The organism is Lentzea pudingi, from assembly GCF_014646255.1.
Taxonomy (GTDB): domain Bacteria; phylum Actinomycetota; class Actinomycetes; order Mycobacteriales; family Pseudonocardiaceae; genus Lentzea; species Lentzea pudingi.
Window position 1 is genome coordinate 45588 of sequence record NZ_BMNC01000004.1, and the last position, 15104, is coordinate 60691.

At 69.6% G+C, this 15104-nt stretch carries 14 protein-coding genes and 1 pseudogene; 12 read left to right on the plus strand and 3 right to left on the minus strand.

Annotation, left to right across the window (positions count from 1 at the left end; genetic code table 11):
* Window positions 1-32: 32 nt before the first annotated feature.
* Window positions 33-377, minus strand: a complete 345-nt coding sequence (locus tag IEY88_RS15675) for a nuclear transport factor 2 family protein (protein ID WP_229693419.1) — start codon at window positions 375-377, stop codon at window positions 33-35.
* Window positions 378-396: 19 nt separating this feature from the next.
* The gene (locus IEY88_RS15680) at window positions 397-1128 is read right to left on the minus strand and encodes a putative protein N(5)-glutamine methyltransferase (protein ID WP_229693420.1); all 732 of its coding nucleotides are present in this window, start codon (window positions 1126-1128) and stop codon (window positions 397-399) included.
* A 126-nt stretch (window positions 1129-1254) separates the two neighbouring features.
* On the opposite strand from IEY88_RS15680, the gene IEY88_RS15685 reads away from it, so the two are divergent.
* From IEY88_RS15685 to IEY88_RS15720, 8 genes and pseudogenes are all read left to right on the plus strand, one after another.
* A complete protein-coding gene (locus tag IEY88_RS15685) occupies window positions 1255-1782 on the plus strand; it encodes a TetR/AcrR family transcriptional regulator (RefSeq protein ID WP_189156024.1) in 528 nt (175 codons plus the stop codon).
* A complete protein-coding gene (locus IEY88_RS15690; protein WP_189155507.1) occupies window positions 1779-2510 on the plus strand; it encodes a TIGR03084 family metal-binding protein in 732 nt (243 codons plus the stop codon). Before IEY88_RS15685 ends, IEY88_RS15690 begins: the two co-directional genes overlap by 4 nt.
* 47 nt (window positions 2511-2557) lie before the next feature.
* A pseudogene (locus tag IEY88_RS15695) lies at window positions 2558-4029 on the plus strand (acyclic terpene utilization AtuA family protein).
* The gene (locus IEY88_RS15700; RefSeq protein ID WP_189155508.1) at window positions 4026-5138 is read left to right on the plus strand and encodes an acyl-CoA dehydrogenase family protein; all 1113 of its coding nucleotides are present in this window, start codon (window positions 4026-4028) and stop codon (window positions 5136-5138) included. The pseudogene IEY88_RS15695 and the gene IEY88_RS15700 overlap by 4 nt, the downstream one beginning before the upstream one ends.
* Window positions 5138-6688, plus strand: coding sequence for an acyl-CoA carboxylase subunit beta (locus tag IEY88_RS15705; protein WP_189155509.1), 1551 nt, complete (start codon window positions 5138-5140; stop codon window positions 6686-6688). The genes IEY88_RS15700 and IEY88_RS15705 overlap by 1 nt, the downstream gene beginning before the upstream one ends.
* Window positions 6689-6693: 5 nt before the next feature.
* Window positions 6694-8541 (plus strand): ATP-binding protein, encoded by a 1848-nt coding sequence (locus IEY88_RS15710; RefSeq protein ID WP_189155510.1) that lies wholly within the window; start codon window positions 6694-6696, stop codon window positions 8539-8541.
* Window positions 8538-9677, plus strand: coding sequence for an acyl-CoA dehydrogenase family protein (locus IEY88_RS15715; protein WP_189155511.1), 1140 nt, complete (start codon window positions 8538-8540; stop codon window positions 9675-9677). The genes IEY88_RS15710 and IEY88_RS15715 overlap by 4 nt, the downstream gene beginning before the upstream one ends.
* A 13-nt stretch (window positions 9678-9690) precedes the next feature.
* Complete coding sequence (locus IEY88_RS15720) at window positions 9691-10494, plus strand: alpha/beta fold hydrolase (protein ID WP_189155512.1); 804 nt, start codon at window positions 9691-9693, stop codon at window positions 10492-10494.
* Here IEY88_RS15720 and IEY88_RS15725 read toward each other — a convergent pair.
* Complete coding sequence (locus tag IEY88_RS15725) at window positions 10434-11333, minus strand: helix-turn-helix domain-containing protein (protein WP_189155513.1); 900 nt, start codon at window positions 11331-11333, stop codon at window positions 10434-10436. The two genes, IEY88_RS15720 and IEY88_RS15725, sit on opposite strands and share 61 nt — an antisense overlap.
* A 182-nt stretch (window positions 11334-11515) precedes the next feature.
* Here IEY88_RS15725 and IEY88_RS45780 point away from each other — a divergent pair, with 182 nt between their 5' ends.
* From IEY88_RS45780 to IEY88_RS15740, 4 genes are all read left to right on the plus strand, one after another.
* Entirely contained in the window at window positions 11516-12190 is a 675-nt protein-coding gene (locus IEY88_RS45780; RefSeq protein ID WP_308425982.1) for a S8 family serine peptidase, read from the plus strand.
* On the plus strand, window positions 12163-12666 hold the full coding sequence (locus IEY88_RS45785) for a S8 family serine peptidase (protein WP_308425983.1): 504 nt from the start codon (window positions 12163-12165) through the stop codon (window positions 12664-12666). The genes IEY88_RS45780 and IEY88_RS45785 overlap by 28 nt, the downstream gene beginning before the upstream one ends.
* A 74-nt stretch (window positions 12667-12740) precedes the next feature.
* The gene (locus tag IEY88_RS15735) at window positions 12741-13814 is read left to right on the plus strand and encodes a S8 family peptidase (protein WP_229693422.1); all 1074 of its coding nucleotides are present in this window, start codon (window positions 12741-12743) and stop codon (window positions 13812-13814) included.
* 118 nt (window positions 13815-13932) lie between these two features.
* Window positions 13933-15102, plus strand: a complete 1170-nt coding sequence (locus IEY88_RS15740) for a S8 family peptidase (protein ID WP_189155514.1) — start codon at window positions 13933-13935, stop codon at window positions 15100-15102.
* Window positions 15103-15104: the final 2 nt, after the last annotated feature.

Sequence of the window (15104 nt, forward strand, 5' to 3'; positions counted from 1 at the left end):
AGTGGGACGCCCTCTTCCCCAGGGTGTTCTCACTAGGCCCAACCGCCCTGGGCCATCGTCTGGAACTTCCACTCGCCGCCGACCCGCGTGAGCAGGTCGCCGTAGCGCACCGTGATCCCGTTGATCGTGCCGTCCGTGATCACGAAGACCAGGTTGTCGTTGATGAAGTGCGGCGTCCTGGTGGACTCCATCTGCACGTCACCGCCCAGTTGGGCGCCCATCTCCTTCAGGAACGTCTCGCGGTCCCACGACGTCGCCGCACCGTCGGTGACCGTGTTGACCGGGAACAGCGCCATGTCGGCCATCGCCTCGACGTCGCCCTTGACCGCGAGCGCGTCCCACTTCTCGAACCACTGCATGACCTCGTCGTACGACATACCGTACATTGTACGGAACTTAGCGCCTGCCGACCACCGCATTACTGTCTTCGCTGGTCACGAGCTTGACCGCGAGTCCGGCGGCGGTGAACGCGGCCAGTGCGGCGGGTGCCTGGCGCTCGCTGGTCTCGGACAGCAGGTGGCCGCCGGGGCGTAGCCAGGTCGCCGCCTGGGCCGCCACGCGGCGCAGGATCTCCAGGCCGTCCGCGCCGCCGTCCAGTGCCACGCGCGCCTCGTGGTCGCGGGCTTCGGTGGGCATGAACGGGATGTCGCCGGTCGGCACGTAGGGGACGTTGGCGACCACGACGTCGATGGTGCCCCGCAGGTGAGCGGGCAGGGCGTCGAACAGGTCGCCCTCGAAGACGTTGGCGAGGTTCTGGCGCGCGCAGGCGACCGCTGCGGGGTCGATGTCGGCGGCGTGGACGGTGGCGGCCGGGAACCTGTGTTGCAGGACCGCGCCTACCGCGCCCGAGCCGCAGCACAGGTCGACGATCACATCGGGCTTCAGGTCGGTGGCCAGGTCGACGAGGAGTTCGGTGCGGTGGCGGGGGACGAAGACGCCCCTGGTGACCACGATCCGCTGGTCGCAGAACATCGCCCAGCCGACGGCGTGCTCCAGCGGGAGGCCGTTGACGCGCTGGGTGACCAGGTCTTCCAGGTGGTCGGGGCTGGTGGCGGCTTCTTCGAGCAGGGCGGCCTCTTCCTCGGCGAACACGCAGCCGGCGGCCCTGAGTCGTTCCACGATGGTCATCGGGGCGGACGCTACCTGCTGCATTTACAAGCAGGCTTGACTGTTTGTTTGTTCGGCGGAAGACTCGGCGGTGTGGAGACGAGGCAGCGCCAGGCCGACCGCACGCGGGAGACGAAGCGGAAGCTGATGGAGGCGACCGTCGAGTGCCTGGTGGAACGGGGCTGGTCGGGCACGACGACGACCGAGGTGGCCGAGCGGGCCGGGGTGTCGCGCGGCGCGCAGCTGCACCACTTCCGCACGCGCGGTGAGCTGGTCGCGGCGGCCGTGGAGCACGTGGGCGCGGAGAGCGTCGAGGTGCTCAAGCGGCGGGCGGAGATCGCCGAGAAGAGCACGCACGCCGTGGTGGAGCTGATCGCGGACTTCCACGCCAGCGACCTGTTCACCGCGGCTCTCGAACTGTGGGTGGCCGCGCGGACGGATCCCGAGCTTCGTGAGCAGGTGCTGGAGCTGCAGGCCCGGCTGGGCCGCGAGGTGTACGGGCTCGCACTGGAACTGCTCGAGGTGGACGACACCGAACCGGGTGTCAAGGACGCGGTGCAGGCAACACTTGATCTTGTGCGCGGGCTGGCGCTCGCCAACCAGCTCGCCGATGACGCCAAGCGCCGGGCGCACGTCGTGCGCTACTGGGCGCGGATGCTGGAGGAACAGCTGTGATCACGGAACTGCTGGCCGACCTCGACGCCGAGTCGCGCGACCTCGACGCGATCGTCGACGGAGCCGACTGGAGCGTGCCCACGCCCGCGGAGGGCTGGACGGTCGGGCATCAGATCGGCCATCTCATGTGGACGGACAAGGCGGCGATCCTCGCCATCACCGATCCCGAGGCGTTCCAGGCACAACCGCTGACGGCCGACGTGGTGGACCGGACCGCTGCCGAGGCCGCGTTGCTGCCGGACCTGCTGGAACTGTGGCGGGACGGGCGTGCGGCGTTGCAGGAGCACCTCGCGCAGGCCTCGGGGAAGATCGTCTGGTTCGGGCCGCCGATGAGCCCGGCGTCGATGGCCACCGCGCGGATCATGGAGACCTGGGCTCACGGGCAGGACGTCGCGGACGCGCTGGGCGTGGTGCGGGAGCCGACCCCGCGCTTGAAGCACGTCTGCCACATCGGGGTGCGGACGATGGGGTTCGCGTTCCTGCTCAACGGGTTGGCGGTGCCGACCGACGAGGTGCGGGTCGAGCTGGCCGGGCCCGGCGGTGAGGTCTGGGCGTGGGGGCCGGAGGACGCGGAGAACCGGGTTTCGGGGCCCGCGCTGGACTTCGCGTGGCTGGTGACGCAGCGGCGCAACCGCAAGGTGCTCGCGATCGAGGCCGTCGGGCCCGTTGCGCAGGAGTGGGTGCCGATCGCGCAGGCGTTCGCGGGGCCGCCCGGAGGTGGCCGTTGATCAGGATCGGCAACGCGTCCGGGTTCTACGGCGACCGGCTGTCCGCCATGCGGGAGCAGCTGGAAGGCGGCGAGCTCGACGTCCTGACCGGCGACTACCTCGCTGAGCTGACCATGCTGATCCTCGGGCGCGACCGGATGAGGGACTCGTCGCTGGGGTACGCGAAGACGTTCCTGCGGCAGATGGAGGACTGTCTGGCGCTGGCGCTCGACCGGGGCGTCAAGATCGTGGTCAACGCGGGCGGGCTGAACCCCGAGGGGCTGGCGCGCAAGCTCGACGCCAAGGTCGGGTACGTCACCGGCGACGACCTCAAGGCGCGGTTCCCGGAGGCGTTGACCGCCAACGCCTACCTCGGTGCGTGGGAGATCGCGGAGTGCTTGCGGCAGGGCGCGCAGGTCGTCGTCACCGGGCGGGTCACCGATGCCAGTCTCGTGGTCGGGCCCGCCGCGGCGCACTTCGGGTGGGCGCGCGACGACTGGGACCGGCTGGCCGGCGCCACGGTCGCCGGGCACGTGCTGGAGTGCGGCACGCAGGCGACCGGCGGGAACTACTCGTTCTTCACCGAGATCGACGTGACCCGGCCCGGGTTCCCGATCGCGGAGGTCGACGAGGACGGGTCGTCGCTGATCACCAAGCACGACGGCACGGGTGGCGCGGTCACCGTCGACACCGTGACGGCACAGCTGTTGTACGAGATCGGGGCGCCGGAGTACCTGGGGCCGGACGTCACCACGCACTTCGACACGATCAGGCTTCAGGAACACGAGCGCGGCGTCAGGATCAGCGGGGTGAAGGGCTCTCCGCCGCCGGAGACACTGAAGGTGTGCCTGAACATGTTGGGCGGGTTCAGGAACTCCACGACGTTCGTCCTCACCGGACTCGACGTCGAGGCGAAGGCGGAGCTGGTGCGGCGGCAGTTGCGGGACGCCATCGGTGACGAGGGGCTGACCTGGACGCTGGCGCGGACCGATCAGGCCGACGCGGCCACCGAGGAACAGGCCAGCGCGTTGTTGCACGTGACGATCAAGACGGCGGATCCGAAGCGGGCCAAGGGGTTCAGCCGGGCCGCGATCGAGCTGGCGCTGGCGAGCTATCCCGGGTTCCACGTGACGGCACCACCCAGCGATGGGACGCCGTTCGGTGTGTACAAGGCGGCGTACGTGAATCGTGACGAGGTCAGCGCCAAGGCGGTGTTGCTGTGAAGAGGCCATTGGGCACGGTCGCCGGTGCACGCAGCGGGGACAAGGGCGGCGACGCGAACCTCGGTGTGTGGGTCCGGTCGGACGCGGCTTTCGAGTGGCTGAACGGGTTTCTCACCGTGGAGAAGCTCAAGGAGCTGCTGCCGGAGGCCCAGGACGTGAGCCGGTACGAGCTGCCGAACCTCAGGGCGCTCAACTTCGTGCTGCACGGCCTGCTCGGTGACGGGGTGGCGAGCAGCACGAGGTTCGACCCGCAGGCCAAGGCGCTCGGTGAGTGGTTGCGCGGCAGGGAAGTCGAGATCCCCGAGGAGCTCCTGTGATCACGAAGGACCTGTACGAGCGGAAGGAGTTGCGGCAGCTCGTCCGCGACTTCACCCGCAGGGAGATCGCGCCGCACCTCGGCCAGTGGGAGCGCGACGGAGAGGTTCCGCGTGAGCTGCACGAGAAGGCCGCGGAACTGGACCTGCTGGGCATCGGGTTCGAGCACGGCGACCTGCTCGACTCGGTCGCGCTGACCGAGGAGATCATCCAGAACGGCGGCTCGTCGGGCCTGATGGCGGCGCTGTTCACCCTTGGCATCGCGATCCCGCACATCTGGCAGAGCGGGAACACCGATCTGATCGAGCGGTTCGCGAAGCCCGCGATCCGGGGCGAGAAGATCGGCAGCCTCGCGGTCACCGAGCCCGGCGCGGGGTCCGATGTCGCGGCGATCAGGACCAAGGCCGTCCGGGACGGTGACCACTACGTCGTCACCGGCGAGAAGACGTTCATCACCTCCGGGTGCCGGGCGGACTTCGTCACCACGGCGGTGCGGACCGGTGGCGAGGGCTACCAGGGCATCTCGCTGCTGGTGGTCGAGGACGGGTTCACCCGCCGCAAGCTCGACAAGATGGGCTGGCACTGCAGCGACACCGCCGAACTGCACTTCGACGGCGTGCGCGTGCCGGTGGCGAACCTGGTGGGCGAGGAGAACCAGGGTTTCGCGCTGATCATGCGGCAGTTCCAGGTCGAGCGCGTGACGATGGCGGTCGAGGCCTACGCCACGGCGCAACGGGCGTTGGACCTGACCGTCGAGTGGACCCGCAACCGGGAGACGTTCGGCAAGCCGCTGATCAAGAACCAGGTGGTGCGGCACAAGCTGGCCGCGATGGCGCAGAAGATCGACCTGGCGCGGACCTACACGCGGGAGGTCGCCGCGCGGATCCAACGCGGGGACGACTGCGTCACCGAGGTCTGCTTCGCGAAGAACGCGGCCGTGGACGCCTGCGCCGAGGTGGTCGACGAAGCGGTGCAGTTGCACGGCGGTATGGGCTACATGCGGGAGTCCGAAGTGGAGCGTCATTACCGGGACGCCCGCATCCTCGGCATCGGGGGCGGGGCGAGTGAAGTGATGACCGAGCTCGCGGCACGACGATTGGGGTTCGCCTGATGGGCAACAGGGAGGCGCTGCTCGCGAAGATCGCGGGGCTGGACGCCGAGCATGCCAAAGCGCTCGCGGGCGGTGGGCCGAAGTACGTCGAACGGCACCACAAGCGCGGCAAGCTCCTCGCCCGCGAACGGGTCGAGCTGCTCGTCGACGAGGACAGTCCGTTCCTGGAGCTGTCGCCGTTGGCCGCCTGGGGCACCGACTTCCCCGTGGGCGCTTCGGTCGTCACGGGCATCGGGCGGATCGAGGGTGTCGAGTGCGTGATCGTCGCGAACGACCCGACGGTGCGCGGTGGGTCGTCGAACCCGTACACGCTGCGCAAGTCGTTGCGGGCGAACGACATCGCGCTGCAGAACCGGTTGCCGCTGGTCAGCCTCGTTGAGTCGGGAGGCGCTGACCTGCCGACGCAGAGCGAGATCTTCATTCCCGGCGGGCGGGCGTTCCGCGACCTCACCCGGTTGTCCGCCGCGGGGATTCCCACGGTCACGGCGGTGTTCGGCAACGCGACGGCCGGTGGCGCGTACGTGCCGGGCATGTCCGACTACGTGATCATGATCAAGGACCGCTCGAAGGTGTTTCTGGGCGGGCCGCCGCTGGTCAAGATGGCGACCGGCGAGGACGCGGACGACGAGTCGCTGGGCGGCGCGACCATGCACGGCGCCACGTCCGGGCTCGCGGACTTCGTCGCCGAGGACGAGACCGACGCGATCAGGCTGGCCCGCCGGGTCGTCGCGCGGCTGAACTGGCGCAAGCTCGGGCCGGAGCCGGCCGCGGTCGAGGAACCGTTGTTCGACGCCGAGAGCATCCTCGACGTCGTCTCCGAGGACCAGCGCGTGCCGTTCGACCCGCGGGAGGTCATCGCACGGCTCGTCGACGGCTCGCACTTCGACGAGTTCAAACCGTTGTACGGCAACAGCCTCGTCACCGGGTGGGCCCGCATCCACGGCTACCCGGTCGGCATCCTCGCCAACGCGCGCGGCGTGCTGTTCAGCGAGGAGTCGCAGAAGGCCACGCAGTTCATCCAGCTCGCGAACTCCAGCGACACGCCCCTGGTGTTCCTGCAGAACACCACCGGGTACATGGTCGGCGCGCAGTACGAGCAGGGCGGCATCGTCAAGCACGGCTCGATGATGATCAACGCCGTGTCGAACAGCCGGGTGCCGCACCTGACGATCACGATGGGCGCGTCGTACGGCGCCGGCAACTACGGCATGTGCGGCCGCGCGTACGACCCCCGCTTCCTCTTCACCTGGCCCAACGCCAAGTCCGCCGTGATGGGCCCCGCGCAGCTCGCCGGGGTGCTGTCGATCGTCGGGCGGCAGGCCGCGATGGCCAAGGGGCAGGAGTACAACGAGGAGCACGACGCCGCCATGCGCACGATGGTGGAGGCGCAGATCGAGGAGCAGTCGCTGGCGCCGTTCCTGTCCGGGAAGCTCTACGACGACGGCGTGATCGACCCGCGCGACACCAGGACCGTGCTCGCCCTCTGCCTCTCCGCTGTCCACAGCGGACCGATCAAGGGCGCCGACGGCTTCGGCGTCTTCCGGATGTGAGCGACATGATCAAGACGTTGCTGGTCGCCAACCGCGGCGAGATCGCCCGCCGGATCATCCGCACCTGCCAGGACCAGGGCATCCGGACCGTGGCGGTGTTCTCCGACCCGGACGCTGACGCGCCGCACGTGCGCGAGGCCGACTTCGCGGTCCGGCTGCCGGGTGCCTCGCCGTCCGAGACCTACCTGCGGGCCGATCTGCTGGTCGAGGCGGCGGTTCGTGCGGGAGCGGACGCCGTTCACCCCGGTTATGGATTTCTCAGTGAGAACGCGGAGTTCGCGCGCAAGGTCCAGGCCGCCGGACTCACGTGGGTCGGGCCGGAACCGGACTCGATCGAGGCGATGGGCTCCAAGGTCGCCGCCAAGAAGCGGATGGCGGCGGCGGGCGTGCCCACGTTGCCGGAACTGGACCCCGAGACCGTCACGTCGTTCCCCGTGCTGATCAAGGCGTCGGCCGGTGGTGGTGGCCGGGGCATGCGGATCGTGCGCGAGAAGGGCGAGTTCGCCGACGCGCTGGCGAGTGCGCGGCGCGAGGCCGAGTCGGCGTTCGGCGACCCCACGGTGTTCTGCGAGCCGTTGCTGGAGCACGCGCGGCACGTCGAGGTGCAGATCCTCGCCGACACGCACGGCACGGTGTGGGCGCTGGGCGAACGCGAGTGCTCCATCCAGCGGCGGCACCAGAAGATCGTCGAGGAGTCGCCCAGCCCGGCGGTGACCGACGACGTCCGCCGGCGCTTGTTCGCGGCGGCGACGGCGGCGGCCGAGTCGATCGGGTACGTCGGCGCGGGCACGGTCGAGTTCATGCTGAAGGGCGAGGACTTCCACTTCCTGGAGGTCAACACGCGCCTGCAGGTCGAGCACCCCGTCACCGAGCTCGTGCACGGCGTGGACCTGGTCGAGTGGCAGCTGCGGATCGCCGAGGGTGCCAGGCTTCCCACTGAGGTGCCGGAACCGCGCGGGCACGCGATCGAGGTCCGGCTCTACGCCGAGGATCCCGCGCACGACTGGCGGCCGGCGAGCGGCACGCTGCACCGGTTCCACGTGCCCGGCGACGTCCGGCTGGACAGCGGTGTCGAGGACGGCTCCGTGGTCTCCGTGCACTACGACCCGATGCTGGCCAAGGTGATCGCGTACGCGCCGACCCGCCGTGCCGCGGCCCGCAAGCTCGCGACGGCGTTGGAGAGCGCGCGGATCCACGGCCTGGTCACGAACCGGCAGCTGCTCGTGGACATCCTCGGCAGCGAGGCGTTCCTGAGCGGCGACACGCACACCGGGTTCCTGAGCGAGCACGACTTCACTCGAACCGTTGACCCGCAACCGTTTGCGCTCGCGGCGGCACTGGCGTCCGCCGCCACCCGCAGGATCGGGACGCTGCCGCTCGGCTGGCGCAACGTGCGGTCGCAGCAGCCGAAGGCGCGGTTCCTGTTCGGCGAGGAGCAGATCGAGGTCGAGTACGACCCGAGGCAGGCCACCGCCGACGTCGTGACGCTGGAGCTGGACGGCGTGCGGACCCCGTTCCACGTCGCCCGGTACGGCGATCTGGTCGAGGTCGACTCACCGCGCGGTTCGCTGACGCTGAAGGTCGTGCCGCGCTTCCCCGAGCCCGAGACGAAGCTCGCGCCGGGGGCGACCATCGCGCCGATGCCCGGGACCGTGGTCAGGGTGTCGGTCCAGCAGGGTGACCAGGTCGAGGCCGGCGCCGAACTGCTGGTGCTGGAAGCCATGAAGATGGAACACCGCGTGCTCGCGACCACCGCGGGCACCGTCACCGAACTCCTCGTCGAGCAGGCCCAGCAGGTCAACGCCGGCGATGTCCTGGCCGTAGTAGCCGAAATGAATGGAGATCGACCGTGAGCTTCGTCGAGTCCGAAGAGCGGATCGCGCTGCGCAAGGCGGTCTCCGAGTTCGGTGCCGAGTACGGGCACGACTACTTCACGGCCAAGGCCAGGGCGGGGGAGAAGACCACCGAGCTGTGGGAGGAGGCCGGCAAGCTCGGGTACCTCGGTGTGGCCGTGCCGGAGGAGTACGGCGGCGGTGGCGGTGGCATCGGCGACCTCGCGGCGGTGTGCGAGGAGCTGGCGGCGGCGGGATGTCCGTTGCTGCTCATGGTGGTGTCGCCCGCGATCTGCGCGACGGTGATCGCCCGGTTCGGCACCGAGGAGCAGAAGTCGAAGTGGCTGCCCGGTTTCGCGGACGGCACGCTGAAGATGGCGTTCGCGATCACCGAACCGGACGCGGGATCCAACTCGCACAAGCTCCGGACCAGCGTGCGGCGCGACGGCGACGAGTGGGTGCTGAAGGGCGGCAAGACCTACATCTCCGGCATCGACGAGGTCGACGCCGTGCTCGTGGTCGCGATCCTGGAGACCGGGCCCGTGCTCGTCGTCGTCCCGACGAACGCCGAGGGCTTCACCTGGCAAGAGATCGACATGGACCTGTTCATGCCGGAGAAGCAGTTCACGCTGTTCTTCGACGACGTCCGGCTGCCGTCCGACGCCGTCGTCGGCTCGCCGGACCAGGGACTGCTGCAGGTCTTCGCCGGGCTCAACCCCGAACGGATCATGGGCGCGAGCATGGGGACCGGGTCGGCGCGGCTCGCGATCGGCAAGGCCGTGAAGTACGCGAAGGAGCGCGCGGTCTGGGACACCCCGATCGGTGCCCACCAGGGGCTCGCGCACCCGCTCGCGAAGATCCACGTCGAGGTCGAGCTCGCCCGGCTGATGACGCAGAAGGCCGCCGCGCTCTACGACTCCGGCCGCGACAAGGAGGCGGGAGAGGCCGCGAACATGGCCAAGTACGCGGCGGGCGAGGCCATCGCCGCGGCCGTCGACCAGGCGATCCAGATCCACGGAGGCAACGGCCTGAGCCGCGAGTACGGTCTCGCGTCGATGCTCGCGTCGTCGCGCCTGTCCCGCATCGCGCCGGTGTCGCGCGAGATGGTGCTCAACTTCGTCGCGCAAAACTCGCTGAAGTTGCCGCGCAGCTACTGACACACTGCGGGGCATGGGGACTTTCACGAACTCGGACGGGCTCGGTCTCGCCTACCACGGCGAGGCCGAGAACCCCTTGATCTGCCTGGCCGGTGGGCCGATGCAGGACTCGTCGTACCTGGGCGGGCTGCCACTTCCCGACGTGATCAGGCTGGACCTGCGCGGTACGGGCGACTCGGACGAGGCGACCGCCTACGGCGTCGACGACCAGGTGGGCGACGTCGACGCGCTGCGCCGGCACCTCGGGCTCGACCGGATCCGGCTGCTCGGCCACTCCGCGGGAGGCACGCTCGCGGTCCTCTACGCCACGCGCCACCCGGAACGGGTCGAGGAACTCGTGCTCGTCGCGCCCAGCCCGTTCGTGGTCGGCATCGACGTCAGCGACGACGACCGCCGCGAGATCGCCCTGCGACGCGGTGGGGAACCCTGGTACGCCGAGGCGATCCAGGGCTTCGAGGAGATGTGGGCGGGCCGGGTGACGCCCGAGGCGTTCGCGAAGATCACGCCGTTCTTCCACGGCCGCTGGGACGACGCCGCGCGTGCGGTGGACGCCCACCCGCGCCACCCCAAGGCCGCCATGGAGTACTACAAGGACGCCAGGTTCGATCCCGCGAAGGTGCGCGAGAAGGTCCAGAAGCTCGACGTGCCGGCACTTCTGGTCACCGGCGAGCTGGACGTGTCGCTGCCGCCGGTCCGCGCGCGGGAGTACGCGGACCTGTTCCCGCGCGCGACGCTGGTCGTGCAGCCCGGCGCCGGTCACTTCCCCTGGGTCGACGACCCCGGGGCGTTCGCGGCGACCGTCCAGCGCATGCCGTAGAGGCCCGGACCGAAGTCGAGCGCGGCGGCGTGCGCGTAACCACCCTCGTCCACCGGGGCCGCTCGCGCGCCGCCGGGCATTTCCGCGCCGGCCGGGCCGGACGAGAACTGTTCACAGGACTCCGGTGAGCCCTGGAATTTGACCTCCAGCACGTAGTCGTGCACGCGGTCGCCGAAACGCCGGAAATGCGTGTGCTCGACCGTCGGGTGTGGATAGATCAATTCGTACTCGATCGCGATCGTCTCGCCGGAGGAGATCGGTTCGTCGAACAGGATCTCCGCGACCAGAACGCCGTTCGTGCGTTCACGCGCGATCCGGCCGACCCGGCAGGAACGGACCGCGGTGAGCGCGGGCTGCGCGGAACCCGTTTCCTGACACAGGATCCAGCGGTCCACATTGGCGGTGTTCGCCCGCATGACCTGGCGTGAGCGGACGCCGCGCACACCGCCGCAGGGCGCGACGTCGACCCGGTCGTGCTGGGCGGTCATCACCAGCCCGGACCCGTTCCACGGTGTCCGCGCCGGCTGCTCCCGCCTGCGGGAACGGCCGCGCGGCCTGGGCGGGCCGAGCAGGCGGCTCAACGCGGCCGCGGGAAGTCCGAGCACGTCCTCGAGGTGTGCCAGGGCCATCATCGACTCCGGCCGCTCGGGTCTGCGGCGACCCGACTGCCAGTAGCTCAGCGCCGTCACGCTGATCGGCGCTCCCCGCACCTTCAGGCGGTGCTGCAGCCGTTCGAGACTGAGTCCCCGCACCTGGATCGCGACGCGCAACGCGTCCGCGAACGGGCCCGTGACGAGAAGGTCGGCGAGCTCCTCGCGCGGTGGGTAAATCGTGAGCATCCACTCCTCCGTTTCACGGAGTCAAGCTGGGAAGGCTATCGGCAGCAAAGGGAGCGCGGTACAGCCGATCGGCGGTTTTGTCCGGGTTCGAAACTCGGCAGGTTCAGATCTCGGGACTATTACGCCGCCAATACCCCCGTTCGAGGTTCCTGCAGCATCCCTGCGACGAACAGGACCGCACAATGCGCAAGACCGCAACTCTGCTGAGCTCGGCGGCCATGGTCGCCGTCTTCGCGGCACCGGCCACCGCCGCGGCGGGCGAGATCCGCGTCTCGCCCGGTGAGAACATCGCCGGAAGCTTCATCGTGAAGCTGAAGGAGGGCGGGGTCACCGCGAGCGCGCAGACCCTCGGTTCCCGGTTCGGGGGCCAGGTCGGGCACGTCTACAACACGGTCTTCCAGGGCTTCTCCGTGAAGATGAGCGACGCGCAGGCGCGCAGACTCGCCGCTGATCCCTCGGTCGAGTACGTGGAACGCGACCAGGTCGTCAGCATCCAGGCCACGCAGGTCAACCCGCCGTCGTGGGGGCTCGACCGGATCGACCAGCGCAACCTGCCGCTCGACCAGCGCTACACCTACAACAGCACCGGTTCCGGTGTGAACGCCTACATCATCGACACCGGTGTCCGCATCACGCACCGCGACTTCGGCGGCCGGGCGCGCAACGGCCGCGACCTCGTGGACAACGACGCCGTCGCGCAGGACGGCAACGGCCACGGCACGCACGTGGCCGGCACCGTCGCGGGCACGCTGCACGGTGTCGCGAAGCAGGCCAACATCATCGCCGTCCGCGTGCTCAACAACTCCGGCTCCGGCACCATCGCCGGGGCGTGGACTGGGTGGCGAACAACCACGTGAAGCCCGCTGTCGCCAACATGTCGCTGGGTGGTGGCGCCAACACCTCGCTCGACAACGCCGTGCAGGGCGCGATCACGCGCGGTGTGACGTTCGCCGTCGCGGCGGGCAACTCCAACGCCAACGCGTCGGGCTTCTCGCCGGCCCGCGTGGCGGCGGCGCTGACCGTCGGCTCGACCGAGCGCACCGACGCGCGGTCGTCGTTCTCGAACTACGGCGCCGGTGTCGACGTGTTCGCGCCGGGTGGCGGCATCACGTCCGCGTGGCACACCAGTGACACGGCCACGAACACCATCTCCGGCACCTCGATGGCGTCGCCGCACGTCGCCGGTGTGGTGGCCCGCTACCTGCAGGGCAACCGGAACGTGACGCCCGCCCAGGTGGCGACCGCGATCACCTCCAACGCCACCAACGGCAAGGTGACGAACCCCGGCCCGAGCACGACCACGAGGCTCCTGCACTGGCCGCCGACCAGCTGACACCCCTGAGATGTGCGGCCCCGGTTCCCTGCGGACCGGGGCCGTTTTCCCTGCACACGAAAGGAAACCTGCCCGTGAGAGCCCTGCTGGCAGTCGCCGCCCTGGGTGCGGCGGTCGTGGTCGCCCCGGCGTCCGCGGCCACGTCGTCGTACATCGTCGTGTTGCGTGAGGGGGCTGTGTCCTCGTTCAGCGGCACGGTCGAGCACACGTACTCGAGTGTTTTCAACGGGTTCAGCGCTCGGTTGACCTCGGCCCAGGTCCGCGCCCTGAAAGCCGATCCGAACGTGTCCTCTGTGGAGCGTGACGGGATCGTGCACGCCAACTCCGTCCAGCTCAACCCGCCGTGGGGCCTGGACCGGATCGACCAGCGCGCGTTGCCGCTCGACCAGCGCTACGAGTACACGACCACCGGCCGTGGCGTGAACATCTACGTGATCGACACCGGGCTGCGCGTGACGCACGCGGACTTCGGTGGCCGGGCGCGCAACGGCTGGGACACCGTCGACAACGACGCGATCGCGCAGGACGACAACGGCCACGGCACGCACGTCGCCGGCATCGCCGCGGGTGCGAAGCACGGCGTGGCCAAGCAGGCGACGGTGTGGGGCGTGCGCGTGCTGAACGGGTCGGGTTCCGGCACGATCTCCGGGGTCATCGCCGGTGTGGACTGGGTGACGCGCAACGCCGTGAAGCCCGCGGTCGCGAACATGTCGTTGGGAGGCGGTGCTTCCGCGGCACTGGACACGGCCGTGAAGAAGTCGATCGACTCCGGTGTCTCGTACGCGGTCGCGGCGGGCGGCAGCAACACCGACCCGGGAAACTCGTCGCCACAACGGGTTTCGCAGGCGATCTGCGTGGGTGCGTTGACGCAGAACGACACCAAGGCCTCGTCGTCGAACTTCGGGCCGCTCGTGGACATCTGGGCGCCGGGCGTGAGCATCCCCTCCGCCTGGAACACTTCGGACTCGGCGACCAACACGCTGAGCGGAACCTCAATGGCCGCACCACATGCGGCCGGTGTCGCGGCACGGTTCCTGGAGCGCAACCGCGCGGCCACGCCCGCGCAGGTCGAGCGCGCGCTGGTTACCACGGGCACTCCGGGGACGCCACCCGTCACTCGTATCCTCTACTGGCCGCCTTCCCTGTGAAAGGTGAATTGTCCGGCAATGCAAGTGCGTCCTAAAACGTAAGACACCCTTGGCAGGAACCGGATCTCTCCATAACGTCGAAAGCGCTTCGTTCCCCTGCAAAGAACGGAAAGCAATCATGACGCGAAAGATCCGGTTCCTGGCCGGTGCCGGCGCGGCGACTCTCGCCATGTCGGTTCTGATGGTTCCCAGCGCCTCCGCCGCCGAGGGCGAGGTGCTGTCGCTCGACGCACCCGAGAAGATCTCCGGCAGCTTCATCGTGAAGCTCAAGGAGGGCAAGGCGAACGGGCATGCCCTCGCTTCCCGTTTCGGCGGCACCGTCGAGCGCGAGTACAAGACCTTCGGCGGCTTCAACGTGAAGCTGACCGAGAAGCAGGCCAAGCGCCTGGCCGCCGACCCGTCGGTGGAGTTCGTGGAGGCCGACCAGGTCGTCCACACGCAGGCGACGCAGACGAACCCGCCGTCGTGGGGTCTCGACCGCATCGACCAGCGCAACCTGCCGCTGAACCAGTCCTACAGCTACACCTCGACCGGTACCGGCGTGACGGCGTACGTCATCGACACCGGTGTCCGCATCAGCCACTCGACGTTCGGGGGCCGCGCCTCGAACGGCCGTGACTTCGTGGACAACGACGCCGTCGCGCAGGACGGCAACGGCCACGGCACGCACGTCGCCGGCACCATCGCGGGCTCGCAGTACGGCGTCGCGAAGGCCGCTCGCATCGTCGCCGTCCGCGTGCTCGACAACGCGGGCTCCGGCACCCTCGCGGGCGTCGCGGCCGGCATCGACTGGGTGGGCGCCAACGCCGTCAAGCCCGCCGTCGCGAACCTCTCCCTCGGTGGTGGCGCCAACGCCACCCTCGACACCGCCGTGCGCAACGCCGTCGCCAAGGGCGTGACCTTCGCGGTCGCGGCCGGCAACTCCAACGCCAACGCGTCCGGCTTCTCGCCGGCCCGCGTGACCGAGGCGATCACGGTCGGTTCCACCGACCGCAACGACGCCCGCTCGTCGTTCTCGAACTTCGGCGCGGTGCTCGACATCTTCGCCCCCGGCCGCGACATCACGTCGTCCTGGCACACCTCCGACAGCGCCACCAGCACCATCTCGGGCACGTCGATGGCCACCCCGCACGTCGCGGGTGCCGCCGCCCGCTACCTCTCGACGAACCGCGCGGCGACGCCGGCCCAGGTCGCCTCGTACCTGGTCGGGCAGTCGACGCCGTCGAAGGTGACGAACCCGGGCACCGGTTCGCCGAACCGCCTGCTCTACCTCGCGCCCACCGCGTGAGC